We start from the raw sequence: 25,258 nt of genomic DNA, 5'->3' as shown, positions 1-25,258 counted from the left end.
ACAATGAGTGGACGAAAACCAATTTCCTTGTACCCTTTCGTTCGTTCTTTATATAGATAAAAAAAAGCAACCTTGATCCTCCTCAAGGTTGCTTCGGAATGACAATTTTATTTATTTTCCATAAATACGGGTTAAAGCCTCTTTGAATTGAGGTTTTACGTTCACTTCAGGACGAATCATTTTCACTTTCGCTTCAGCTTCTTCAATTGAATCAGCTAAACGGAGTTCCATCAACGTAGCCACAGCCATAGTTCCTGCTCTACCGCGACCGGTATTGCAATGGAAGAAGATTTTCTTGCCATCCTGGTAATCCTGAACAATTTGTTTGACACCAGTCCGAATCGATTCATCTTGGAATTCCCCATCATCCACAATTGGCTGATGTTTGCTGATTTCACTTGATGAAGCCGCAACTTCCGCACGCAAATCGTATACCACGTCGATTTTTTCGTCTTCAATCGCATGTGGTACGTCGTTAACCCCACCAATAAATATACGATCGTCGATTAACGCTTGATAATTTTTTTCGTTCATTGTGTCATCCTCCTAGTTAAAATCCAGTTTTAATTGACCATTAGTGAATGTCAGCTTGGCATTGAAGTTTTTGCCCGTTTTTGAAACAAACCCTTTAATTAGGTCGGTTTTCCCTTTCACACATAAATCTTCAATGTGTTTGACGGACAACCGTTTCTTTAGGAACATGGCCGGAAACGTTTGTTTACATCCCTCTTTATAGCCAGAGCAACCATAAAAATTCTTCCTTGAAATAATGGTTCCTTTTTTACAGATCGGGCAAGTCGCAACTTCTTTTCTACTGACAAACGTTTCCGTCGTCATGTGAAAAGTCTTATCGCTCAGCTGCGTCGGCACATCATGAATCAATTGGTTCAAGTATTTAGCTATACTGCCTAAAAACAATTCGGATGAGCCATTACCCGTTCCGATTTTCTTTAAATAGGCTTCCCATTTTGCGGTCATGACGGGACTTGCAAGTAAATTTCCTTCAATCGCTTCGCAAAGGACACGTCCTTTTTCAGTAATGGAAACGATATTTCGCTTAACTTCAATATACCCATGTCGTTTAATCGTTTCAATTATTCCACTCCGCGTCGCTTCCGTTCCGAGCCCTTCCACTTCTTTAAGAATTTCAGTATCCACTGCATCTTCCACAAACTTCCCACAGGTTTTCATCATAGCAATGAGCTGGCCTTCTGTGTATGGCTTTGGTGGCGTAGTTTGACCTTCTTTAATTGCCACTTTACTTTTCACTTGTTCATGCAGTGAAAGCCTCGGTAAATTGGGCTCTTTTGCTGAAGACGGTTCTTTTTCATTCGAAAACAATGCTTTCCAACCTTTATCGATTTCCGTTTTGCCGCTCGAGAAAAAGTCCAGTCCATTTACATCAGTTGTCACCGTTGTTTCTTTGTATAAGTAATCTGAATGGAACATCGCGAGTGTGGTACTTAACACTTCTTCATACAAATTTCGTTCCTCACGAGACAAACCAGCCAATTGTTTGTCGCTCGGAATTTTTTTCGTTGGAATGATTGCATAGTGTTCCTGCACTTTTGAACTGTCGACATACCGTTTACTTGGATTCCTTGAAGCAACTTGGAAAGGTTGCTGAATAAGCTGTTGGTAAGCTTCAACTTGATTAACAAGATACGAAAATTCATTCGGTGTAATGTGCTGAGTATCTGTTCTCGGATAGCTGACAAGTTTCTTTTCGTACAAACTTTGCATCGTCGATAGCACTCTCGCAGGACTATATTTCCATCTGCGATTGGCTGTTGCCTGAATGGTGGATAATGCATGAAGTTTAGGTGGAAGAATCTTTTTATCTTCCGTTTTCAGTTGCTTCACAGTGCCTGGAAGCAAACCGTCTATTTGATGTTTATTTAATAATTGTTGAGCTTCTTCAAGGCGCTTCATTTTGCCTTTCGTTTTCCCTTTATAAGAACCATGTTCCGCTTTGAACGTTCCTTCCAATTCAAAAAAGGATTCAGGAACAAATCGTTCAATTTCAAGGGCCCGTTGGTAAATCAGGTAAACTGTAGGTGATTGAACTCGCCCTATAGAAAACACTTCACGAATTCCTTTTTGTTGAATAAGCAACGTGTAAAGACGAGAACCATTCATCCCAACAAGCCAATCACTCATTTGACGCGCCTTCGCTTCTTCATACATAAGCAAATCCTTGCGGTTGTCCTGCAACTGTATAAATCCTTTACGTACTTCATCCACTTCCAGAGAATTAATCCATAAGCGTTTGATTGTCTTGTTGCGGGCACGCGTGTAATCAAAAATGCTATAAAAAATATTGGACCCCTCACGATCAACATCACATGCATTGATTACCGTATCAGTCTCATAAATCAATTTCTTAATGATTCCAAACTGTTTTGCCTTGCCTTTAGCAATTTGAAATTGAAATTCATCAGGCAAAATAGGTAATGTCTGAAGAGACCACTTCGTCCATTTAGGATTATGGGCCTTTGGATCGCGCAGTTCGACCAGATGCCCGATTCCCCATGTAATATAGGCGCCTTGCGGGAAAACCTCGCACGGTTGTACATCAAAAAAGCCTTCCTGCTTCTTCACTTTGAAAGCATCTGCATATGCCTTCGCCTGACTCGGCTTTTCTGCAACAATAACCGGTTTCACAAAACCCCCACCTTTATTTTTAGCCTTATGTAAAAAAAGTATAGCATCTACCGAACGCACATTCTACTTTTCAATGACTAGTCTCGTTGTTAGCCTTGTCTTAATCGTCTCATTAAACAAGTTAACTCTACACCGAGATGGTAGTTACATAGTTGAAAAGATTTATCGCTCAGATCGGACCATTTATCGATCAAACTGGAGATTTATCGCTCAAAATCGAGTTTTATCGCTCAAACTAACACATTTATCAATCAAACACGTCTCATCAGCAAGTCAACTTGGAGAAACACATACAAAAGAAGCCAGGTACCTTATATGTCGAGGGAAATTCACTGGGTCTGTCCCTCTCCATGTTTCGGCACCTGGCACTAACCAGTAAGCTTATTTTTTGACCAGTTCCAATTCAACTGGAATGGATTCTTCAACTTCTTCACCTTTTAAGTGAGCAACAGCCTTTTCAAGTGCTGTCATTCAGATTAGATCCGGTTTTTGAGCAACACTTATATGAGGTATTGATGAATTTGCGACAAGTATTCTTGTCCAGTAAGCTCGGTCGTCCCTCCACCTTGAGCAAAGCTTTCTGAGCCGCCACCCTTACCGTTGATAATAGGCAAAATCTGTGCAGACAATTGCTTCATATTTGTATCGTTCTCAAGTCCGCGGGCAAGAACGACCTGTAGCAAACCTTCATTTTCCGCTATAAAGATGACACGAAAGGCAGGTGCTTCAACTACAAGAAGACGAGCCAGTTTTTGCAAATCCTGAATCGGGCGTTGTTTAAAAATACGTTCAATGGAATCGTTGCTGACATTATCCGCAAGTAACTCCTTCACTTCATAGTTCAGTAACTGCTCACGAGATTCATCGATCAGTTTCTCAATCCTCTTCCCATTGTCGAGCAGCACTTTTACTGCCTGCGATAACCCTTCTTCAGATGCGCTCAACAGGTGTGTCACTTCTTGCAAAGTCTTTTGTTTACGGTGAAGTTGATTCAGTACTCGTCCTCCACAAACAAAATGCACTCGTACTTTTCCTTTTTGCATTTCCGTATCAAGAATCTTTAGCGAACCGATTTGAGCAGTGGATGATGGATGTGTTCCTCCGCAACCGTTATAATCGAAATCTGCAATAATCACCAAACGAATGTCTTCTTCAACTGTTACTTGCTTTCGAAGTGGGTAATCTGACAATTCGTCTTTTGTGACCCACTTCGTTTCGATTGGCCGGTTATCTAATATGATTTGATTTGCGTGTTTCTCCACTTCCAGCAATTGCTCGTCTGATACATTCTTCACATCCAAATCAATCGTAACCAGTTCTTTTCCTAAATGAAAACTGGTCGTTTGTATGCCAAACAATTCAACAAAGGCAGCTGTCAATATATGTTGTCCCGTATGCTGTTGCATGAAATCAAATCGACGGTTCCAATCAATTTCAAACTCAACCGCGTCACCCACTTCGAGCAATGGTTCTGATATGTAATGTCGGATTTCACCGTCTACTTCCTCCACATCAATGACTTCAACTTCATTTATGGCACCTGTGTCGTGGGGCTGTCCTCCACCAGTTGGATAAAAGAGTGTTTCTTCTAACGTGACATACCATCTATCGGATTCGTCTTTCATCTGACTCACTACAATTGATTTTCCTTTTTGGCAGTAAGCATCTTGGTAAAATAATTTATGTTTCAATTTAAATATTCTCCTTTTATGTTGCAGATTTTGATGCATATGACTTATCACCTTGAAAAATGGATATATAACATAATGTACCATCAATTAGCATAGAGGAGCCATGGAATGAAAACAGATATATACCAATCTGAACCTGGGCATAAAACTGACTTTCCACTTCCTTTATTTCATGCGAAAAGTTTAAATAGATATCAAGGGATTATTGTAGCTAGTTTTTTTGATTCTACAATGTTGATGGGGAAAAATGCAAAACGAACATCCTATCTGGAAGTGGGTAACTTCAATCCATTAACCGCAATACGTGTCAACAATCCAAATCGATTTGTGAAATTAATACCCATGTGGAAATGATGGTGCAAAAAAAGCTTTTGACTGATTAAAGTCAAAAGCTTTTTTCGTTCGGTAATTTGGATATTATAATAAATAAAAACCAATGCCCATAATAAGATAAGCGGCAAGCAATGTGAGTCCTTCAAACCAATTGGACTCCCCGTCGTTGGAAACGCTGATCGTTAAGAGAACAGCCGTAGCCATGGCTACGAGTTCCGGCATGGTAAAAACTAGCGGCATTGCTGTAGGCATAAATAAAGAAATAATGACGAGCAAAGGAGCTACGAACATAGCAATTTGCAACGTAGAACCAATGGCAATTTCCACGGCAACGTCCATTTTGTTTTTCAGGGCCATTAAGATGGCAGATGAGTGCTCAGCTGCATTCCCTACAATTGCAACGATGATTACCCCAATGAATAGTTCGGACCATCCAAATTGTTCTCCTACCGCTTCAAAAGTATGAACTAGATTTTCAGACACATAAGCAACAGCCAGTGTCGATAACAGCAAGATGGTCAAAGCTTTTTTCTTCGACCATTCAGGTTCTTCATGTTCTTCAGTTGTTCCATCACCTTCACTATGTGCATATACACCGCGATGTGTGACCAATTTGAAAACCAGTCCAGCTAAATACAGAACAATCATGATAATTGAAATCCCGACGCTTAACTGCAACGTTTTCGATTCATTCATGGACATAGAAAAAATTTCCGGAATAACGAACGCCACAAGAACTGCGAAAACGAGTAATCCAGAATTATGACGGGCATCATGGATGCTAAATTTCTGGCGTTTGAATTTCAGTCCACCCATGAAGAAGGAAAGTCCTCCAACTAACAATAAGTTCCCGAGTACCGAACCAGTCAAAGAGGCCAATACGACGCCAATTAAACCAGCTTGTAGGGCAAAGATAGAAATAATCAACTCTACCGCATTCCCAAACGTGGCATTCAGTAACCCACCAATTCGTGGCCCACTGACCACTGCCAAACTTTCAGTCGCTCGTCCCATAAAGCTAGATATCGCGATAACAGTCACCGAACAAATAATAAACATGGCAATACTCGACCAATGCAATAATGATGCCACAAATGTTAATGGTACCCCGACCAGTACAAGAATAGTAAAAATCCGATTCATACATTCACTCTCCAATAAAAGAAATTCTAAATTATATGATATTCCTTTATCCATACCCAATCAACAGGAGATTCTACACGTTTTGAAAAAATTTAATGGGCGGGCAACTTTGCGCTAAAGTGATTTCATAGATTAAATCTGAATCAAAAATGATTTCTTAGATTCTGTACTAAAAGGATACCCATCTTTCACTTTTCCAACTAAGCAAATATCATCATCAAATTGAATTAAAAACAGGCGGTCTCTTTTTGCAAAAAGAGCTATAAACGTTAATTGCAATAAAAAATGCCGAGCGGATGGCGAAATTCGCCCATCCCCTGACATCATTTTAGAGATTCTATGGATTGGTTGACCACAGTCCCGCTTCTTTTATAAAGATTCGCTTGTTTAATTTTAATTGGGCAACGATAAATTCTGCAATATCTTCTGGTTGCATCACTTTATCTGGATTGCCATCAGTCAAATCATTGTCGATTGCTAAATCTGTAGCTACTGTACTTGGCGTCAACGCGGTGACACGGATATTGTGCTTACGTACTTCCATTGCGAGTGATTCAGTGATCCCAAGAACCCCAAATTTCGAAGCACTATATGCACTTGTAATCGGTGCACCCTTTTGTCCCGCAGAAGAAGAAATATTGATAATGTCTCCCGCTTGTTGCTCGATCATTCCCGGCAAAACAGCACGAGTAACATAATAAACACCCATCAAATTCACTTGAATGATTTTTTCCCATTCAGCAATTTCAAGGTCCATAAATTTACCGAATTTCGCAATGCCAGCATTATTAATCAATATATCGACTGTACCCAGTTGATTCGTCAATGACTCAATTGCACGTGTCACTTCGTCATTTGAAGAAACGTCAGCGGTTGCGAAAACTGCTTTCACACCTGTTCCTTCCACTTCTTTTACGACTTGTAGCAAATGTTCTTCAGATCGAGCAAGGAGTCCAACATTCACTCCCTCTTTAGCTAAAGCTACCGCAATGGCACGGCCAATTCCGCGTCCTGCACCTGTAATTATGGCGTTCTTTCCTTGTAGAGATGTAGCCAATATGATTTCCTCCTATTCATCCTGTGTATAAAAATCCACTCCCCATATGAGAAGTAATTTGTCTTCTAGACAAGCAATATACGTGTGGTGGAATCGCGAAAGCTACTGCCCTGTCTTTCAACGCACTAAATTATTTTAACCAATCGATTGGTGAGATAAAAGCAAACTGTCTCATCCGTAGATCATCTTCTCACTTGATTGCATAAACATTCAAAATGAAAATTTATTATGCACACAACTGGCGATTTGTTACAATAATTTATAATCTATATTACACGCTTGGAGGAATGAAAATGGAAAAACTATTGCTACATAAATTGGAACAAGCCTTCGATGAAATGGTCGCTGTTCGTCGTCATCTACATATGCATCCTGAACTGTCCCACCAGGAAGTGGAGACACCAGCATTCATCGCTGCTCAGTTAGAGTCAATCGGTGTAGAAGTGAAACGCGGGGTAGGCGGACGAGGTGTCGTCGGTACAATCAGAGGCGGAAAGCCAGGAAAAACCATCGCCTTCAGAGCGGATTTTGATGCATTGCCCATTCAAGATATGAAAGATATTCCTTATAAATCGACCGTTCCCGGAGTGATGCATGCATGCGGACATGATGGACATACTTCAGCTTTGCTTGGATTTGCGAAAGCTATGATGGAAGTGAAAGAGGATATGCCGGGCAATATCGTGCTCATCCACCAATTCGGAGAAGAATTATCCCCGGGCGGAGCGCGAGCCATGATTGAAGACGGTTGTCTTGAAGGGGTTGACCTCGTTTACGGTGCGCACTTGCAAAGCAAAATGGAAAGCGGTTATGTATATGTACGGAATGGTTTTCTTCAAGCTTCTGAAGATACGATTAAAATAGTGGTGCGTGGATCCGGTACACATGGAGCAGAACCGCATAACGGCGTCGATCCCATATTGGCAGCAAGCCATATCATGGTTGCATTGCAAACCATCGTCAGTCGAAATGCAGATCCTTTAAAGGAACTGGTCGTTTCGATCGGGAAGTTCCATGCCGGCGATGCCGACAATGTCATACCGAGTGAAGCGGTGCTCGAAGGGACCATTCGGGTATTCGATCCGGAGCTGCGCAAATTGGCAAGCCGTCGCGTACGTGAAATTGCAGAAAATGTGGCAATTGGCCTTGGTGCAAAAGCAATTGTCACCATTGAAAATGGATACGACGCATTATGGAACCACGCAGAAGCGATGGATATAGTCCGACAGGCAGGTTATGAACTTTACGGAGCAGATGCAGTCATTGAAACAATGCCAATCATGCCTGTAGAAGATTTCAGTTACTACACACAAGTTGTGCCGGGAGCCTATTTCTTTGTGGGTGCAAAATTACAAGACGAATCGTGCGTATTTCCCCACCACCATGAACAGTTTGATTTTGACGAAAAAGCCATGTTGATGACAGCCAAGCTATTCGCTGCCATCTATTTAAAAGCACAACAATAAACACGAGCGGTATCTAGCCAACTCCTTGGCCAGGCACCGCTCGTTTTTCTATTCTAAACAACTTTGTCTTACTCAGCTCGGTAAATCAGCACAAGCGAGATAACTAAACAAAGTGCCAGATCCCAATAGATCCAGGGGACATTAAAATCTTCCCACCATTGGTTTTTGGCACTTTTCACATGATGAATTAATGTTGGCTTTCCAGTTCAGTAACAATCGATTCGACTTCTTTTCGAGAAATTTTTTCTCGGCCGATTTTCATCGCTTTTAACGTACTGTTCGCCAAAGCCAACGGCACTTTACAAAACATCGTAATGCCACGATTGTTAATATCTTTCACATAATCGCTTCCCATTGCCAAGTTTTGCTTTGCATATAAAAATAAATCCTCACGCTCCCACCCATCAGGTAAGAAACGTACTCCACGTTCCCAGTCTTCATCTTGATTACGCAGAATGTTTACAGCTTGCAACCCTCGTCCAAAAGCAATTGCTTTTTCCCGGTCGGTTTCTGTATTATCATGCCATTTCCACAAATCGGACAGCATGCATCCCACAAGCCCTGCTACATAATACGTGTAATCATCAAGATCTTCTTTGGTTTTGATACGCCAGTCCTTGTCCACCCATTTGGCCATACCTTCCGCCATAACAGCAGTCGACTCTTTTACCTTTTCCACCACATCTGGCGGACACAATAAAATCCAGTCACCGAGGCGTTGCGTCACAATCGGAAGCAAGTTTTGATAAGGCAGTATCAGTGCACGGTATTTTTCAGGGTCAAATGTTGTTTTCATAATTTCGCTGATCGACGTTAGTAATTGACGTTTGGTTTCGGCCTTCATGGATGGATGATCTTCGATTTCATCAATCGCTCGCATACATAAATACGCAGACGCCACCGTTTTTCTTAACGTAGGTTCCAAAAAGTTAATGGGAATGAAAAATGTACGACTTGTTTGTTTTAACACATCCATCGCTTCCCGTTGCAGTAAGACTGCCTCACTCATTCTCGATTCCTCCCGTTCCGATCCTTATGTATTTCTATGATATGACTATTTCAAAAGGTTTTAATCCTCTTATCATACAATAAAAATTAGATTTCGTACGCAACGAAGATAGAAAATTCAAGAAACTAGTAATAAAGACCGATGGCCAACCTAAAAAATGCCATATATCTTTTGGCTTAATAGGACATTTACAATCCCATTAATCCATTGATACACAGCACTCTCTCTTTATACATTCCGTATTATTTTTTTAATTTCCGATTGAGCTCTGTGGCCGCGGAGATTGCACGAAAATCTTCTGAAATATCACCGGGACGACTTGCCTTTCCGAGAACATACCCTTCGAAAGATATTCCCATAAACTGAAATATATAATTGAATTGTTGAATTAGAGGAAGGCCTTTTACATGAGGATTGTCGCCACCTACAGCAATGACATAAGCTTTTTTCGTACCAAGCTGATTTTTAAAACCCGGGAACTTCTCATCCCGCATAGTATGAGACCATCTATCAATAAAGTTTTTCATGGTCCCAGTCATACTGTACCAATAGATTGGTGTCGCAAATATGAAGGTATCATGTTTCATCATCCGCTCCACTAACCCGTTGTAATCATCATTCACATCTGAAAAGCCACTTTCCGAATGGCGGCGGTCGTCAATTGGTTCAATTTTATAATCTCGCAAATAAATTTGTTCAACTTCAATTCCTTCGATTGCAAATTTGGTTAAATGCTCTGTATTTCCATTCTGTCGGGTACTCCCGTATATCACAGCAATGCTCATAACGGTTTATTCTCCTTTATGTTGATTAAATTATGAAGGCAATTAATAGTGTATGCCACAATCATTATAAAAATAACGAAACAAGCTCTGTTAACTGTTACTGTTGATTTTTCACAAAAGCTTTATTAAATCTTGCTGGTTATATTTCGCAAAACAGCACCGCTTTCCCGCAGGAATCTACCCCATTTCCGACGAAGTAGCTCAGCGTTGCAACGTTCTTTCAAGTTTCGAAGCAAGCGCAGCGATGCCGAAACAGAAACAGATAATAAGTTCTTCTTTATCCACATGTGGATAACCCTTCATTATCCCAATCTATGCACAAAGTGTGGACAGCTACCCATTTATCCGTGCATAACTTTTCCCTTACTCGCCTTTTATACGTCTTTCATAGGAAACTGCAAAGGCATCTTTGCGGAATGGCAGTATTTCATCATCAGCACATTCGATACCTGTGGGTATAACGGTCGGATCAACAGGAATCATAGCCCTCTTTCGCTTTTGATTGGATGCACAATACTCCTGCATCAATTCTAGACCGCCCAACAACCACTAAACTATGAATGTCTACTTCAGGCAATTGATTCACCGTGCGTATGGCCAACACTGTTTCATTTGTGTTTTCAATCACATCGAAACCTCCAGAATTACTGTAACTCGTAGTCCAAACTCCTTTTAACGTGTACACTGGAAAAGGGTCACTTACTGGACAAGATACCCAATAAAGAATTTAAACTAACTTATGAAAAAGGCGGAATCTAAAATGACAAATCCTGAGCAAACGAATTTACCACCAAAAACATGTTCAATCGAACGTCTAATTACGATGGAATCTGATATTGAAAAAGTACTGCAAGGTGTAAAAACAGCAACACGTCGTAACGGTCGTTATGCCGATATTGGTGAGATTATGGAATTAAACGGACAGTCCTTCATCATCAACAATGTGTACATCCAAGCACTTGGTGACTTAAACGAAGAACACGCACGTCAAGAAGGTTTTCAATCAGTCGAAGACTACAAACAATCGATTTTGTCATACCACCCTGGCATGCCTTGGTTGCCTACAATGACTGTATGGGTTCATGAATTTTCCCCGGTAAAAGCTTAAACTATGAATGATTTTTCCATTTACATCGTCTTCATCCATGTTTTAAGTGCGGTTTTGTCAGTAGGTCCCTTGTTTGTGTTGTTTGTTGTTCTGCGGAAAATGCAAGAAAGTGATCGCCAGCTTGATCAATCATACATTTCCATTTTCCGTTCAGTTGTTCGACTCATAAAGCATGCCGGGCATGTCCTCGTCGGCTCCGGAGTTTTACTCATTATCATTGGACCTTGGCCATGGTATACGTCATGGATTGTAATGACTATTGCACTTATGGTGGTTTCCATTTTCTTTCTTGCCCGTGCATTTTCAAGCATTCTCAAGAAATTTGATGACGTTGAAGCTGATCGTTTTTCTTTAATTTCCAAACTTCGAAAAGCAACATGGATTTATATTATATTATTGGTACTTATGCTTGCTTTAATGGTTATAAAGCCAACATTGTGGTGAATTGAAACGATGCAGGATGAACTTTCATCCTGCATCGTTTTTTTCGTTCTTTGATATGCTTTCTTATTAATGAATAATTTGGGCAATTATTGCCATAGTAAGAGGGATGGATATATTTATTGGTTAAATATAAGGAGGACTTTCTATGGAAGACCATACACAAATGAGCTGGAAAGAAGATACAATCATTGGGCAATTACACAATTCAGTAGACAATGCTGCGATGGCGGTAGGACAAGCTTTAACGAACCCCTCTGAGCAATTTATCCACCAAGCCCACGAAATGATTGAGCGTGCTGATCGGGCGGTCGAAAATGCGCTGAAAAACCAAGGGCAAACAGATCCGGTTAGTTTACTTCAGGATCAGTTAAGCGAACAAAAAGAAAGATTGAATCGACTTCACTAGGCGAAAGAGAAATCCTTTATTTTTATCTATTAATGAATGCTGTCAGAGTGTCTTTGCAGCTAGCGTAAATTTCGATATAACAAACCAAATTTTTAAATTTAAGTATTCCCGCAAATTGGATGCTCATGCATTTATCAATTAAAGAGACCCATCAGTTCGCTGATGGGTCTTCACCGTTTTATACAAACTTCAAAAGGGTAACAATAGAAGTAGACGAATAAATTCGGAGGTGCTTCACAAATGGAAGAACAAACAAGAACGATTGTTCAGCAATCATTGAATGCATTATTGGAAAATGAATCATTTCTGCCTGAATTAAAAGGAGACATGCGCAAAACGGCGTTCACTTCTCTCAGCGCAATCCTTTCAACACCGAACCAGATACATAAATCATTTTTACGTATTCCCCTGGAAGCAGGGGAAGTAATCCGCATTCCTTCCTATCGTGTCCATCATAATGATGCACTGGGACCATATAAGGGTGGGATTCGTTTTCATGAGTCCGTCAATGAAGAAGAAGTCGTGAATCTAGCGTTTTTAATGACATTAAAAAACTCCCTACATAATGTTCCTTTTGGAGGAGGAAAAGGCGGAATCATTATTGATCCCAAAGCATTTTCTGAACAGGAATTGCAACGCATTTGCATTAAGTATGTACGCTATTTCAATAACGTCTTAGGTCCAGACAAAGACATTCCGGCACCGGATGTAGGCTCAGGCGAACGTGAAATGGACTGGATGATGGCTGAATACAAAAAAATCAATCCCGGCCAACCCTACCTCGGTAGTTTCACAGGAAAAAGTGTAATCAACGGAGGCTCTTTGGGTCGACGTGAAGCAACTGGTAAAGGCGTCTACTTCACTTTCCGTTACTTACTGAACGACTATGTAAAAACAAACGAAGAAACATTAACTGCATCTTCCAATCCCTTTGCCAAGACAGCAGTGGAGTATGTGGATCGACCTTTGAGTGTAGCTGTTCAAGGATTTGGTAACGTAGGATCGGTATCCGCCTTGGAAGCCTTCCGATGTGAGCATATCCAGAACAAAGTCGTTGCGGTAAGCGATCGGAATGTAACTCTATTCAATGCAGATGGGCTGGATATACCTGCACTCGTGAACTTTTCCGCAAACAATCACGGGGATTTACCAACAACTCCAGAACAGTTGAAAGAAATAAATGTAAGTGCTGAAATTCAATCACGCGAAGATATTTTAACCATGAACGTTGATGTGTTGTTCCTGGCAGCTTTGGAAAATCAGTTGACAGATCAAAATATGACAGAAATTAAAGCCCGTATTATTGTCGAAGGCGCCAACGCTCCCACCACTAAAGAAGCAGATGATTATTTAAGCGCAAAAGGAGTCGTTATCATTCCTGACATTTTAGCAAATGCAGGTGGTGTAATTGTTTCTTACCTGGAATGGCTTCAAGGTCGCGAAACCCAGTTCTATACAGAAGAGCAAGTCCACTCCCAGTTACTCGAAAAAATGAAGAACACGTTGGATATTATTCTTCCGCAATATTTTGGCGACCCCTTCCCGCTTCGTCAAAACTGTTATATTCACTCGGTAACGCGATTATCGACTGTCTTATACAAACAAGGGAAACTATATTAAAAACCAAAAAGTCGCGGGTAGAGTCTTCTCACCATGCGACTTTTTGATTTAATTAAATAATAGTAACTTTTTCTTTTTGAAGCTCTAATAGCACCGGATCTTCAGTTTTCGTAAAATCCAATTTCAGTTTTTCTAATTCAAGGCGCATTTTTTCCGTTTCCGCGATAAAATTTTCACCTTTCAACTTTTCAAGTTCCAACTCATCTTTTAGCATTTTAGCTCTCAACTTCTGATTTCCTCGTAGATGTCCCAAAATAATAGCTGTGAGCGGAATTGAAAATACCATGACGACTGCAATCAATCCTATTAAATTCTCCATGAATTCACCTCAATTTTATTAGTAGTGTATTTCTAATATAGTCATTTGCTTTATGTGTTATACGAGCTTAAGGTAGACTTGGTTTCAATTGGAATAGAAATTCCACTTTCAGCTTCTGCATCTTCAGGACACTCAAATTGCTTCAGGTAAGCAACCTTACCGTTCTTCATAATGATATACGAATAAATCATCGCTTCTTTTATAACCAACCCATCATCACTTTTCCAAATACCTCGATGTTTTAAAACCAATTTTTCTTCTTTTACATAACTATTTAAGGTTTTTAATGTCATTCCCGTTCGTATAATGCTTTTCACCAAAGATTGCAACCCAAAATTCGACTCTTTATCATCCACAACTTCAACGTGTTCATCAGTTAACTTTAGCAATCCATCAATATTACGTTCATTCCAATATTGCTGCCATTTCGCAGCAACAATAAGTGTGAGCTGATTTTTCATAAAGATAAATCTCCCATTTGTATGATTTGAGACATTAAAGGTTCAAACATTATAGTTTACACAACTTTTGAATTACATAGGTTATAGATTTCGACAATAATTCCAGAAAACCTGCTTCTTATGTCATATAATAACACCGTTTTCAATTATTTTTCTATTGAACAGCAGTTTAAACCATTAAATTGAAACTCCACCTAACGAGAAAATCCAAAATACGCAAGGCACATTGAGCTCACGGAAGTGTAATTCCAAAATGCTCTCTATGTTTCCTGACGCTTTTAGATCATTCTAGTTTGCACAAAATACTTTCGCTGCTTTTATGAAGAGTGCTAAGCTGCCAAAAATAAGTATCTTTAAAGGCTAGATTTTCATACAAGGGTTATAATTTAATCCATTTTTTCCTCTAGTCTGAGAAAAATAATAAGTAATAAAAACAACTCTTCTAATCATCCTGACCTATATGATAGATGTCATGCCTTCCACTTGACGTTTATGTCTTTTATTATCTGCTCCTAATCCCTATTCTTAAGGTAACAAGTTTTTAACGAAAAATTAAAATACATTTTTTCCAGGAGGACGCTATGAGTAAGGAAAAAACAATGCAGTTGCGTAAGCAAGTTGCGCCATTTGAAAAGTCTGATACGTCAGCGAGTATCATGCAAATTATTAATACGATTCCCCCGTTTTTCATTTTATGGTACTTAGCATATTTGAGCTTAGATGTTTCAATTTTTTTAACAATCACTTTGGCAGTGATTGCATCAGGCTTTATCGTTCGAATCTTTATCATTTTTCATGACTGTACACATGGTTCATTCTTCAAGAGCAAGAAAGCCAATTCTATCTTGGGAACCATTACAGGTATTTTGACATTGTTTGCTTATGAAAAATGGAAACGCGATCACTCGATTCACCATGCAACAAGCAGTAACTTGGATAAACGCGGAACTGGCGATGTTTGGGTTATGACGGTTGATGAATATATCGAAGCAACACCTGGTCGTCGTTTTGCTTATCGTCTATATCGCAATCCAATAGTAATGTTCGGTTTAGGACCGTTCTTCTTATACTTGGTATCAAATCGTTTCAATCGTAAAGATGCACGCAAGAAAGAGCGCAACAACACATACTTCATCAACGTTGCAATCGTTGCCTTGTATGCTTTTATGATTTGGTTAGTAGGCATCCAAGCGTTCGCAATTATTCAAGGAACGATCTTGATTGTTGCCGGTTCTTTTGGAATCTGGTTGTTCTACGTACAGCATCAATTTGAAGATTCTTATTTCGAAGATGAAGAACAATGGGATTATGTAAAAGCTGCAGTTGATGGCAGTTCGTTCTACAAATTACCTAAAGTGCTTCAATGGTTAACAGGAAACATCGGTTACCACCATGTGCATCATTTAAGCCCACGAGTACCTAACTATTTGTTGGAGCAAGCACATGAATCGACACCACCTCTTCATAAAGCAACGACCATTACATTGAAAACAAGTTTACAATCGATTCACTTCCGCCTATATGACGAAACGAAAAAAACGTTTGTAAGCTTCAATGAAATTAAACATTTACTGAACGACACGAAAACTTCTTTGCAAATGCAAACAAAACGTTCAAGCATTCAAGAGAAATAGTACAGATAGAAAACCATTCCGCATAGGGAATGGTTTTTCTGTCTGTTATAATTAACTCAAGACAAAAGCACCTAATTTATGGAGGCACTTATGCAAAGTTGGTATCAAATTTTCCCTAAAAACCCTTATGTCAGTATTTACATATGGATTATTTTTTGTATTTTGCCGTTATTTTATATATTCAAATCGTACTCACCATCAGAAAGTTTCCTTGGACTGCTGTTAGTTTTAGGGTTCTTTTTAACATATCGCCGATCGTTCATGTCAAAAGGATGGCGTATGTATGTGTGGATTGCTTTTCAAATTGCCATCAGCATAACGTTGATTATATTATTTGGTTATCTTTATTTTTCATTGTTCCTGGCATTTTTTATAGGTAACATTCGCAACAAAGCTGGATTCATCACGATGTACGTCGTTCACCTTGTAACCACGATGGTGTCTGTCAGCATTGGGTTCTTCACACAGTACGACCTACTTGTATCTCAATTTCCATTCATTCTAATCGGCATCATCGGTGTGATTTTATTGCCTTTCAATTCGTACAATCGCAATAAACAGGAAAAGCTCGAAGGCCAGCTGGAGGATGCCAACAAACGCATTTCGCAATTGCTTGTCATGCAGGAACGCCAACGAATTGCACGTGATTTACACGATACATTGGGTCAAAAGCTTTCTTTAATTGGACTGAAAAGCGATTTAGCCAGTAAAGTAATCGAAAAAGACCCCGTTCGGGCTAAAAACGAGCTTCATGATATCAATCACACGGCTCGTATAGCGTTAAAAGAAGTACGAGAACTAGTTTCAAATATGCGATCAGGCAAACTGGTGGATGAACTTTTACGTGTCCAGCAAATCTTGAAAGCTGCAGAAATCGACTTCCGAGTTAAAGGGAATTCAGTGCTAAAAGATACTCCATTACTCGTTGAAAATGTTTTAAGTATGTGTTTAAAAGAAGCGGTAACCAATGTTGTCAAACACAGTCAGGCCACGTTTTGTCACGTGTTAATTAAACAATCACAGACTGAATTGTTTCTTCAAGTACAAGATAATGGCATTGGGCTTGAAGGAGATAAACAATTTACAGATGGCAATGGCTTGCGTGGAATGAAAGAACGGCTAGAATTTGTCAACGGAATCATTGAAATATTAAGCATCGAAGGGACGACCCTTAATATCCGGATCCCACACGTCATCTTACAATCAATTGAGGAGGAAAATTCATGATTCGTATTGTCATTGCTGAAGATCAACGCATGTTACTAGGAGCTCTTGGTTCATTACTCGATTTGGAGGATGATATGGAGGTTGTCGGTAAAGCGCATAATGGGGAAGAAGTATTGTCTTTAGTCCACCAATTGAATCCCGACGTATGCATTATGGATATTGAGATGCCTTCGAAAACTGGTTTGGACGCTGCTGAAGAACTGAAAGATCACGATTGTAAAGTAATCATTCTTACAACATTTGCCCGATCAGGTTATTTTGAAAGAGCTCGAAAAGCAAATGTCATGGGATATCTCTTGAAAGACAGCCCGAGTGAAGATTTGGCCAACTCTATTCGCAGTATCATGGAAGGACGCCGCGTATACGCACCCGAGCTCATCGACCTTGCGTATAGTGGCGACGAAAACCCATTAACTGATCGGGAACATCAAGTACTCGAATTGATAGCTGACGGTAAAAACACAAAAGAGATTGCGAGTCAGCTATACATTACAACCGGTACGGTCAGAAACTATATTTCCGTAATCTTAGACAAACTGGACGTAACCAATCGAATTGAGGCCATTTCACGTTTTAAAGAAAAAGGCTGGTTTAAGTAAAAACTCTACAAAATAAAACACGCTTAGTGGTATTTCCTAAGCGTGTTTTATTTCTTATTAGGTGTCTGGTATTGTTCCGAGATGATGAAATCATCTTCCATTAGAACATAAGGATGGGTTTCCATCAAAATCTTTTTTATATAGTCTGGCATTCTCTTTCCTTCGTACGCACAAATTAATGGAAACGACAGCTGATTTACAGCTTCGTCTACTATTTTCTCAAAATCTTCTATGAGATGCAGGGGCTCTTCCATAGTTGCCCACTCCACATGCGCCCACGAACGGAATGAGATATTATTGTCCACGTAGGGCTGTACTGTTTTATTAAAGTAATCCGTGATTGCAGGAGGATGATAACTGCCACTAGAAAAATAAAAATCGAAGCTGTTTACAAAGTGAATGAACTCCATTTGTTCTTTCGTTAACTGTTTGCTCAGCTCTTTGTGAATAATAGGGTAAAGACGTGCATTTTCAATAATAATTATGTAATCTCCTGCGGCAATACCATCTAGTATAAAATTCATAATCTGTTTATGGTAATTATCCATTCCATTGTATGAATAAAGTACATGCACATTCCTTTGGTCCTCAAACAACTGATTCATTTTACTTTTCATGTAATCATTCCTTCTCTTCTGTATCTCCTTAATTATACTAGAATTATGTAAATGATGTATCTCAAGAATTTTCAGTTACATTAACGAGGACCATTCGTTTTGGTATGTTAGATTGATTTAATCAATGTACATTGTTTCTGTCTTTATCTCCTGCAATCTTCTGGTACTGAACGTGCCATTCTTCATTCACCATGCTTATACTTACACCAATAAATCCTTCGTTTAAAAGACGTTGCTGCATGGCGGTGTCTGACATCGGAATCAACCTCTCTTCAGAGGACTTAACATCGTTCTGCTCATCTTTGAACGTTTTCATAAACACATATCGAAGTTTGCCACCATATTTTTGGCTCATGGCCACAATATGAAGACCCAGTACAAATTTATCCTTTAGGCTAGGAATGTTAAACGGCGCAACTGTTGAACAAACATAATCGTATCGAGAGCGATCGATGGCGCCCATTACAATCTTCCCCATTTGAAGCTGAAGACCTTTTCCACGATAGTCTAGGTGAACGATGGATAGTTCCAAATAAATGACTCGACTTAATGCCCCCAACGATAGCCCTGCATCTAGCCCTAAGTGGTCTCCATCAATGAATGGCATCAGCAACGCGCGGAAAGCAACCAGTTTTTGTCCTTCAAACAACCCAACTATTAACCCATTACCGTTCAAAATAAATTCAAATTCAGATCGAGATAATGGTTGTAGCGTATCTGTAGAAGCCATATGTTTTTTTGCAAGTTGCTGCAGATCCAACATGTTTGGCAAGTCATGATGCTCCAAGACTTTAGGTGAGAATACCATTGAATCTATAATGATTGGTTCCATTAGTTAATCACCGCTTTCTTTTGAGTTGAACTACTTTAAAATTTATGTCTGAATTAGCTATATTCATTGTTTACGTGCTTGCCCCAATACCGCATGGTACGATGTAGACACAATTAATAAGATTAGTATTATCTTTCTTAAAGGAGATTTGAAATGATGGACCAAAAGACTATGACCGACTACATCATCCAAAAATATCAAGAAGACGAACATGTGATGATTCAACTATTTGTGCAATGGTGTCAAAACTATGAGATTGACCCTTTATCTTTATATCAAAAAGCATACCCTACCCAAAGTGCCAATGAAACTTTAAAATCAATCATCGAAAACAACGAACCCATAGATTTGGACATTGATTCAGCCACACTTATTGAGATTCTTCAAGTGTTCGGGAACGATGATCTCGCATTTATGGTGTCTGAAGAGGCTAATAAGCTTAAAAAGTGAAAGTGCAAGAAATCACCCGATATTAAACACCAATATTTTACCATTCTAACTAACCTCCCTCTTTTTCCAACTAAAGAAGTGTGACCTTCAATTGTAAAAACGAAAAATCCCGTTCATCCAAAGATGTACGGGATTTATCTTACTTATCGAATCATTTTCGAAGGGTCTACAATTCGATCGAACTCTTCTTCCTTCAGTAATCCACTTTGCAAGGCTGCTTCTTTCAGCGTACTGCCGGATTCATGTGCCTGCTTGGCAATTTTCGCTGCGTTTTCATAGCCAATATGCGGATTAAGAGCAGTGACCAACATCAAGGAATTGCTCACATGATGGGAAAGCTGTTCCACATTTGGCTGAATGCCAACTACGCAATGGTCATGGAAGCTTCTCACACTGTCACTAAGCAATCGAACAGATTGCATAAAGTTATAGAAAATGACGGGTTTAAAAACATTCAACTCAAAGTTTCCTTGGCTTGCTGCGAAACCAATTGTCGCATCATTACCCATTACTTGTGTAGCAACCATCGTTAGCGCTTCACTTTGTGTCGGGTTCACTTTACCAGGCATAATCGAACTTCCCGGCTCGTTAGCAGGAATGGTAATTTCACCGATTCCGCTACGAGGTCCACTTGCTAACCAGCGAACGTCATTCGCAATCTTCATTAGATCTGCAGCCAGTGCCTTAAGTGCGCCATGCGCATACACAAGTTGATCATGACTGGTCAAGGCGTGGAATTTATTCGCTGACGACACAAAATTCAAACCAGTCTCCCCGCTCACTTCAGTCGCCACACGTTCACCGAATTCCGCATGTGCATTGATGCCAGTTCCGACGGCTGTCCCTCCTATGGCAAGCTCGCCAACATGAACAATGCTTTCACGAATCATCTCTTCGCTTTTAACGACCATGTGTTTCCACCCACTGATTTCCTGACCTAAGGTTAATGGTGTGGCATCTTGCAAATGCGTTCTGCCGATTTTAATAATATCTTTAAATTCATTTTCTTGTTTTTCGAAGGTTTGTTTTAAACGAGCTAGTTCTGGTAATAACATGGTCTGTAGAACTTCCACTGCCGCAATATGCATAGCTGTCGGGAAGGTGTCATTCGAGCTTTGCGATTTGTTCACATCATCATTTGGATGGAGTATTTCTTCACTCCCGGTTTCTTTCAACAACTGATTCCCTCGATGGGCAATCACTTCATTCACATTCATATTCGATTGTGTACCGCTCCCAGTCTGCCAAACGACTAATGGAAAATGTTCATCCCACTCACCTTCCCGTATTTCTGAAGCTGCACGAGAAATCGCCTGCATCTTCCCTTCACTCAAGGTGCCTAAATCAAAATTCACTTTTGCAGCTGCTTTCTTCAGTACGGCAAATGCATGAATTAACTCAATGGGCATCAATTCGGTGCCAATCGCAAAATTCTCTTTGCTGCGTTGCGTCTGTGCACCCCACATTTTATCAACGGGTACTTGAATTTCCCCAATGGAATCGTGCTCTATTCGAAATTTGGTCATGTTGAATACTCCTCCTTTGAGTAAGTTTAAAGAAAAAGGATTTAAAAATTCAAATATTTCAACTTAAAGCATTCGCATATTCTCTACAATACATACGCTTTACTTAACATGAATAATAGTTTGTCACACGAAATGAACTAATATTATTAAGTTCAGTAAATGATGTGTTTTGGAACAGTACTAGTTCCTATCTTTATTAAATAATCTAATGGAGCAAAATTAGCATTATGCAATTAAAAAGACATCCAATTAAATTGTCTAATTGGATGTCTTTTTTCGTTGGGATCAATCTATTGAAGCAAGTTCAGGAATTGTCTTGTCCATTCTTCTTTTGGATTTGTAAACATGTCGATTGGTTTGCTACGCCTAGTTAGTCCAATGAGATGGGCGTTTCAAGTATGAAGGTAAAATTGTTTCTTTGTCACCTTTAGCAGAGTTAATTTGCATTTGAGTTAGAAACATACTTGTTGAAAGATTCGCACCACTTAAATCTGCATCACGTAAATCAGCACCAATGAAATCGACACCTCTTAAATCCGTATTTTGCATATCTGCTGCAATTAAATATGCCCCCCTCAAATCAGTCGCTCTTAAATCTTTTCCTTTTAACTTTTTCCCAATCCAATCGATTCCTCTAAAGTCATGTTTTCGTGTATTCTTAGCACCGAAAAACTTTAATATTAATTCATTCCTAATATACTTACTAGATTCTAAAAGTAATTCATTTACAGGCAGTCGATAAGTATTTATATCTAATAATAATAATGCATCAGCATCAAGCCGCGTTAAACTCTCTAATTGACCTAATTGTAAATTCAATTTAACTGTTAGCGGATGTGAAACCTTGTAGGATAATGCTTCTGCAATATACGCAATCATTTCGTACAGTTGCTCCATAATTGGAAATACACGAAACATTTTCTCGCCAACTTCAGGATTTTCTCGCCAGTCTATTCCATTGAAAGTATCTTGAGAAACCTTTTGTCCAGCTCCTAAGCAATCGAATACTGTACACCCCTTAAATCCATTTTCTCTAAGACTACTGTGAATTTGACAACGGTAATCTGACTTTAAATTAGGGCAAGGTATTCCAGATGCTTTATTGATTGCAAAATCACTTGATGCAATAATATTTAGAGCTGTGCAACATAGACCAAAACAGTTTATACAATCTGCTTGCAGACTCTCTCTAATTTCTTTAGCAGTTGCTAATCTTTTATCTCCAGACATTTCTCACACCTCGTAATTTTTATATCTTCCACACCAACATTTATTGCATTCTCTTAGTGGTTAACAAGATTTTTAATGGAATTTCACTATAATTTAACATTATTTTCTTAAAATGAGTAGCCTCAAAACGAATTGAAAGATTTTAGCAAAGAGAGTTTGTTCATTCTTTGCAAAAAAAAGACATCCAATTAGACTGTCTAATTGGATGTCTTTTTATGTTGAATCAATCTCTTTTATTGAAGCAAGTTCAGGAATTGTCTTGTCCGTTCTTCTTTTGGATTTGTAAACATGTCGATTGGTTTACTACGCTCGATAATTTTACCTTGATCCATAAAGATGACTTCGTCCGCCACGTCGTTGGCAAATCGCATTTCATGCGTTACTACTACCATTGTGATGCCTTCGCCAGCTAAATCTTTCATCACTTGCAATACTTCCCCAACTAACTCGGGATCCAGTGCAGAGGTCGGTTCATCAAACAGCATCACTTTCGGTTCGAGCGCCAGCGCTCTAGCGATACCTACACGTTGCTGTTGACCACCTGAAAGTTGGTGGGGATAGAAATCAAGCTTGTCCCCTAGACCCACCTTAATCAATAACTGCTTTGCCTTTTTACGCGCTTCTGCTTTTGACAATTTCTTCACAGTAACGGGACCTTCCATTACGTTTTGAATGGCTGTCATATGCGGAAACAAGTTATAGTGCTGGAAAACCATCGCTGACTTTCTTCTAAATAGATCAATCGTTCTTTTAGGGACGGATTTCGAGAAATCCGCCGTCTGGTCATCGATTGTAATACTGCCTGAAGTCGGTACTTCCAATATATTTAAGCATCGAAGCAATGTCGTCTTGCCTGATCCAGAAGGACCAATAACCACAATAACTTCGCCTTTATTAACTTGCAGGTCGATTCCTTTTAAAACTTCTAGATTGCCAAATTGTTTTTTTAATCCATTTATTGAAATCATCTCTTACTCCTTTCTTCATCCTTTTGTTATCTCGATACATAGCGATCGAAGCGATGTTCCAGTCGACCTTGGATAAGCGAAAGGAAGAAACAAATAATCCAATAAAGAATCGCTACTTCTGTATATAACAATAAAACTTCATAATTTGTTGCCGCAATTTCCTGGGCTCTTCTGAACATTTCCGTTACGAGAATCAGAGATGCCAATGATGTATCTTTTACCAAACTGATGAATGTATTCGACAGTGGTGGAATGGACACACGAGTTGCTTGTGGCAAAATCACGCGCTTCAAAGTTTGAGAGTAAGACATCCCAATCATATGTGCAGCTTCCCACTGACCTTTAGGTATAGAGAGAATGGCCGCACGAATTACTTCTGAAGCATAGGCGCCAACGTTTAAGGAAAATCCGATTACCGCTGCTGGAAATGGATCAATGACAATTCCTACAGAACCCAATCCATAAAATAAAATGAACAACTGTACCAATAATGGCGTACCGCGAATCGCAGACACGTAGAAACGGGCAATCCATTGAAACGGCTTAACGGTCGAGATTCTCCCCAATGCCGTCAGTATGGCTAACGCAAGTCCTAATATAAAGGAGATTAAAGACAATGGAAGAGTATATACAACAGCACCCTCCAGCAAAGGCAGGAGGGATGATTGCGCGATATCTAGGTATCGCTCCATTTTTTCAGGGTCGACGAAAAAACTATTCCAAGACATTTTCGCCGAACCATTTTTCCGAGATTTTGTCGTACGTGCCGTCTTCAATCATTTCGTTCAAGGCTTTGTTTACAGCTTCCACTAAAGCTTCATTACCTTTGCGGAACATTAATCCACTTTGAGCCACGTCGTCTGCTTCATCTACAATTTGAATTTTTGCATTCGGTTTTTGTTTTTGGAAATCCAAAACGGAAAGTTTATCATTAATCGTTGCATCTACACGTTGAGAGTTCAACAATTCAATTGCTTGGTTAAATCCATCTATGCCTACCAATTCTGCACCATAAGATTTAGCGAGTTCAGCATAGTTACTTGTTAATGACTGCGCTGATTTCAGCCCTTTAAGATCTTCAAAGCTTTTTACTTCTTTGTTATCTGCATGTGTCACTAGTACAGCTGCTGAAGAAATATACGGCTCAGAGAAATCATATTTCGCTAGTCGTTCTTCTTTAATTCCTACTTGGTTAGCTATCATGTCAAAACGTTTAGAATCTAGACCTGCGAACATTGCATCCCACTGTGTTTCCATGAATTTCGGTTCCACACCTAAACGTGATGCGATTTCTTCAGCAATTTCCACGTCAAATCCAGTTAACTTACCACTTTCATCATGGTATGTGAATGGTGGGTAAGTTCCTTCAGTACCAATTAATAATTCCCCATCTTTTTTCACTTTCGCTAACAAATCGCTTTCAGATGAACTTGTGTTCTTTTCATCTTTAGATGCGTTATCGTCCTTTGAACCGCAAGCTGATAACATAAAGACTGCCGTAAGTAGCAGTGCTAATAATGTAGTTAATTTCTTCATTTTTATTAATTCCTCCTAATTCATATAGACTTACTTGGTATTACTAATCTTATAACATTGGATTAATTGCGTCAAAACAAAAATCTCAGTGCATTAAAACGCGAATAATTAAGAATTATCTCATTAATTCTGT

Annotated in this window: 27 protein-coding genes; 10 read left to right on the top strand and 17 right to left on the bottom strand. The window is 39.4% G+C overall.

Annotated features, from left to right (window positions below; all coding sequences use genetic code 11):
* Positions 1-111: 111 nt before the first annotated feature.
* The 3 genes from AC1DSK_RS00380 to AC1DSK_RS00370 form a co-directional block, all read right to left on the bottom strand.
* Positions 112-534 (bottom strand): protein-tyrosine phosphatase family protein, encoded by a 423-nt coding sequence (locus tag AC1DSK_RS00380; protein WP_477546099.1) that lies wholly within the window; start codon positions 532-534, stop codon positions 112-114.
* A gap of 12 nt (positions 535-546) precedes the next feature.
* Positions 547-2,664 carry a type IA DNA topoisomerase gene (locus tag AC1DSK_RS00375; protein ID WP_477546098.1) on the bottom strand — a complete coding sequence of 706 codons (2,118 nt, stop codon included), beginning with the start codon at positions 2,662-2,664 and terminating at the stop codon, positions 547-549.
* 500 nt (positions 2,665-3,164) lie between these two features.
* Positions 3,165-4,355, bottom strand: coding sequence for an alanyl-tRNA editing protein (locus AC1DSK_RS00370; RefSeq protein WP_477546097.1), 1,191 nt, complete (start codon positions 4,353-4,355; stop codon positions 3,165-3,167).
* 108 nt (positions 4,356-4,463) lie between these two features.
* Between AC1DSK_RS00370 and AC1DSK_RS00365 the strand changes: the two genes are divergently transcribed.
* Positions 4,464-4,709: a hypothetical protein gene (locus AC1DSK_RS00365; RefSeq protein WP_477546096.1), complete on the top strand. Its 246-nt coding sequence runs from the start codon at positions 4,464-4,466 to the stop codon at positions 4,707-4,709.
* Between the two features lie 63 nt (positions 4,710-4,772).
* Here AC1DSK_RS00365 and cax read toward each other — a convergent pair whose 3' ends face one another.
* The gene (cax, locus tag AC1DSK_RS00360) at positions 4,773-5,831 is read right to left on the bottom strand and encodes a calcium/proton exchanger (protein WP_477546095.1); all 1,059 of its coding nucleotides are present in this window, start codon (positions 5,829-5,831) and stop codon (positions 4,773-4,775) included.
* Between the two features lie 337 nt (positions 5,832-6,168).
* The gene (locus AC1DSK_RS00355) at positions 6,169-6,888 is read right to left on the bottom strand and encodes a 3-ketoacyl-ACP reductase (protein WP_477546094.1); all 720 of its coding nucleotides are present in this window, start codon (positions 6,886-6,888) and stop codon (positions 6,169-6,171) included.
* Between the two features lie 293 nt (positions 6,889-7,181).
* Between AC1DSK_RS00355 and AC1DSK_RS00350 the strand changes: the two genes are divergently transcribed.
* Positions 7,182-8,354, top strand: a complete 1,173-nt coding sequence (locus AC1DSK_RS00350) for a M20 metallopeptidase family protein (RefSeq protein WP_477546093.1) — start codon at positions 7,182-7,184, stop codon at positions 8,352-8,354.
* A 187-nt stretch (positions 8,355-8,541) separates the two neighbouring features.
* Here AC1DSK_RS00350 and AC1DSK_RS00345 read toward each other — a convergent pair whose 3' ends face one another.
* From AC1DSK_RS00345 to AC1DSK_RS00335, 3 genes are all read right to left on the bottom strand, one after another.
* Entirely contained in the window at positions 8,542-9,363 is an 822-nt protein-coding gene (locus AC1DSK_RS00345; protein ID WP_477546092.1) for a squalene/phytoene synthase family protein, read from the bottom strand.
* Between the two features lie 242 nt (positions 9,364-9,605).
* Positions 9,606-10,148, bottom strand: coding sequence for a flavodoxin family protein (locus tag AC1DSK_RS00340; RefSeq protein WP_477546091.1), 543 nt, complete (start codon positions 10,146-10,148; stop codon positions 9,606-9,608).
* 469 nt (positions 10,149-10,617) lie between these two features.
* Positions 10,618-10,776, bottom strand: coding sequence for a hypothetical protein (locus tag AC1DSK_RS00335; RefSeq protein WP_477546090.1), 159 nt, complete (start codon positions 10,774-10,776; stop codon positions 10,618-10,620).
* Positions 10,777-10,908: 132 nt separating this feature from the next.
* On the opposite strand from AC1DSK_RS00335, the gene AC1DSK_RS00330 reads away from it, so the two are divergent.
* From AC1DSK_RS00330 to AC1DSK_RS00315, 4 genes are all read left to right on the top strand, one after another.
* Positions 10,909-11,256, top strand: coding sequence for an ASCH domain-containing protein (locus AC1DSK_RS00330; protein WP_016428516.1), 348 nt, complete (start codon positions 10,909-10,911; stop codon positions 11,254-11,256).
* Positions 11,257-11,259: 3 nt separating this feature from the next.
* Positions 11,260-11,700 (top strand): DUF2269 family protein, encoded by a 441-nt coding sequence (locus AC1DSK_RS00325; protein WP_477546089.1) that lies wholly within the window; start codon positions 11,260-11,262, stop codon positions 11,698-11,700.
* 145 nt (positions 11,701-11,845) lie between these two features.
* The gene (locus AC1DSK_RS00320) at positions 11,846-12,106 is read left to right on the top strand and encodes a hypothetical protein (protein ID WP_477546088.1); all 261 of its coding nucleotides are present in this window, start codon (positions 11,846-11,848) and stop codon (positions 12,104-12,106) included.
* Between the two features lie 240 nt (positions 12,107-12,346).
* Entirely contained in the window at positions 12,347-13,726 is a 1,380-nt protein-coding gene (locus AC1DSK_RS00315) for a Glu/Leu/Phe/Val family dehydrogenase (RefSeq protein ID WP_477531686.1), read from the top strand.
* A 52-nt stretch (positions 13,727-13,778) separates the two neighbouring features.
* Here the strand turns inward: AC1DSK_RS00315 and AC1DSK_RS00310 are convergent, their stop codons facing one another.
* Together AC1DSK_RS00310 and AC1DSK_RS00305 are read right to left on the bottom strand one after the other, a co-directional pair.
* Positions 13,779-14,045 carry a hypothetical protein gene (locus AC1DSK_RS00310; RefSeq protein ID WP_016428520.1) on the bottom strand — a complete coding sequence of 89 codons (267 nt, stop codon included), beginning with the start codon at positions 14,043-14,045 and terminating at the stop codon, positions 13,779-13,781.
* A gap of 50 nt (positions 14,046-14,095) precedes the next feature.
* Entirely contained in the window at positions 14,096-14,506 is a 411-nt protein-coding gene (locus tag AC1DSK_RS00305) for a hypothetical protein (RefSeq protein ID WP_477531687.1), read from the bottom strand.
* Positions 14,507-15,087: 581 nt separating this feature from the next.
* On the opposite strand from AC1DSK_RS00305, the gene desA reads away from it, so the two are divergent.
* The 3 genes from desA to AC1DSK_RS00290 all read left to right on the top strand — a co-directional run bounded on the left by desA (position 15,088) and on the right by AC1DSK_RS00290 (position 17,966).
* Positions 15,088-16,140, top strand: a complete 1,053-nt coding sequence (gene desA / locus AC1DSK_RS00300) for a Delta(5) desaturase DesA (RefSeq protein ID WP_477546087.1) — start codon at positions 15,088-15,090, stop codon at positions 16,138-16,140.
* A gap of 90 nt (positions 16,141-16,230) precedes the next feature.
* Positions 16,231-17,367: a sensor histidine kinase gene (locus AC1DSK_RS00295; RefSeq protein ID WP_477546086.1), complete on the top strand. Its 1,137-nt coding sequence runs from the start codon at positions 16,231-16,233 to the stop codon at positions 17,365-17,367.
* Positions 17,364-17,966, top strand: coding sequence for a response regulator (locus AC1DSK_RS00290; protein ID WP_477531690.1), 603 nt, complete (start codon positions 17,364-17,366; stop codon positions 17,964-17,966). Before AC1DSK_RS00295 ends, AC1DSK_RS00290 begins: the two co-directional genes overlap by 4 nt.
* 47 nt (positions 17,967-18,013) lie before the next feature.
* On the opposite strand, the gene AC1DSK_RS00285 is transcribed toward AC1DSK_RS00290, so the two are convergent.
* A complete protein-coding gene (locus AC1DSK_RS00285) occupies positions 18,014-18,583 on the bottom strand; it encodes an MEDS domain-containing protein (protein ID WP_477546085.1) in 570 nt (189 codons plus the stop codon).
* A 121-nt stretch (positions 18,584-18,704) separates the two neighbouring features.
* Positions 18,705-19,415 carry a GNAT family N-acetyltransferase gene (locus AC1DSK_RS00280; protein WP_477546084.1) on the bottom strand — a complete coding sequence of 237 codons (711 nt, stop codon included), beginning with the start codon at positions 19,413-19,415 and terminating at the stop codon, positions 18,705-18,707.
* 156 nt (positions 19,416-19,571) lie between these two features.
* Between AC1DSK_RS00280 and AC1DSK_RS00275 the strand changes: the two genes are divergently transcribed.
* Positions 19,572-19,865, top strand: coding sequence for a hypothetical protein (locus AC1DSK_RS00275; protein ID WP_477546457.1), 294 nt, complete (start codon positions 19,572-19,574; stop codon positions 19,863-19,865).
* Between the two features lie 143 nt (positions 19,866-20,008).
* Here the strand turns inward: AC1DSK_RS00275 and fumC are convergent, their stop codons facing one another.
* From fumC to AC1DSK_RS00250, 5 genes are all read right to left on the bottom strand, one after another.
* Complete coding sequence (gene fumC, locus AC1DSK_RS00270) at positions 20,009-21,391, bottom strand: class II fumarate hydratase (protein ID WP_477546083.1); 1,383 nt, start codon at positions 21,389-21,391, stop codon at positions 20,009-20,011.
* Positions 21,392-21,757: 366 nt separating this feature from the next.
* Positions 21,758-22,621 carry a pentapeptide repeat-containing protein gene (locus AC1DSK_RS00265; protein WP_477546082.1) on the bottom strand — a complete coding sequence of 288 codons (864 nt, stop codon included), beginning with the start codon at positions 22,619-22,621 and terminating at the stop codon, positions 21,758-21,760.
* A 233-nt stretch (positions 22,622-22,854) separates the two neighbouring features.
* Complete coding sequence (locus AC1DSK_RS00260) at positions 22,855-23,589, bottom strand: amino acid ABC transporter ATP-binding protein (protein WP_477546081.1); 735 nt, start codon at positions 23,587-23,589, stop codon at positions 22,855-22,857.
* A 26-nt stretch (positions 23,590-23,615) separates the two neighbouring features.
* Positions 23,616-24,317 (bottom strand): amino acid ABC transporter permease, encoded by a 702-nt coding sequence (locus AC1DSK_RS00255; protein ID WP_016428531.1) that lies wholly within the window; start codon positions 24,315-24,317, stop codon positions 23,616-23,618.
* A complete protein-coding gene (locus AC1DSK_RS00250; protein ID WP_477546080.1) occupies positions 24,304-25,125 on the bottom strand; it encodes an amino acid ABC transporter substrate-binding protein in 822 nt (273 codons plus the stop codon). The genes AC1DSK_RS00255 and AC1DSK_RS00250 overlap by 14 nt, the downstream gene beginning before the upstream one ends.
* Positions 25,126-25,258 lie beyond the last annotated feature (133 nt).

Source organism: Paenisporosarcina sp. P4_B8 (genome assembly GCF_056402175.1).
Note: the sequence above shows the minus strand (reverse complement) of the source record. Positions and strands in the feature narration are given on the sequence as shown.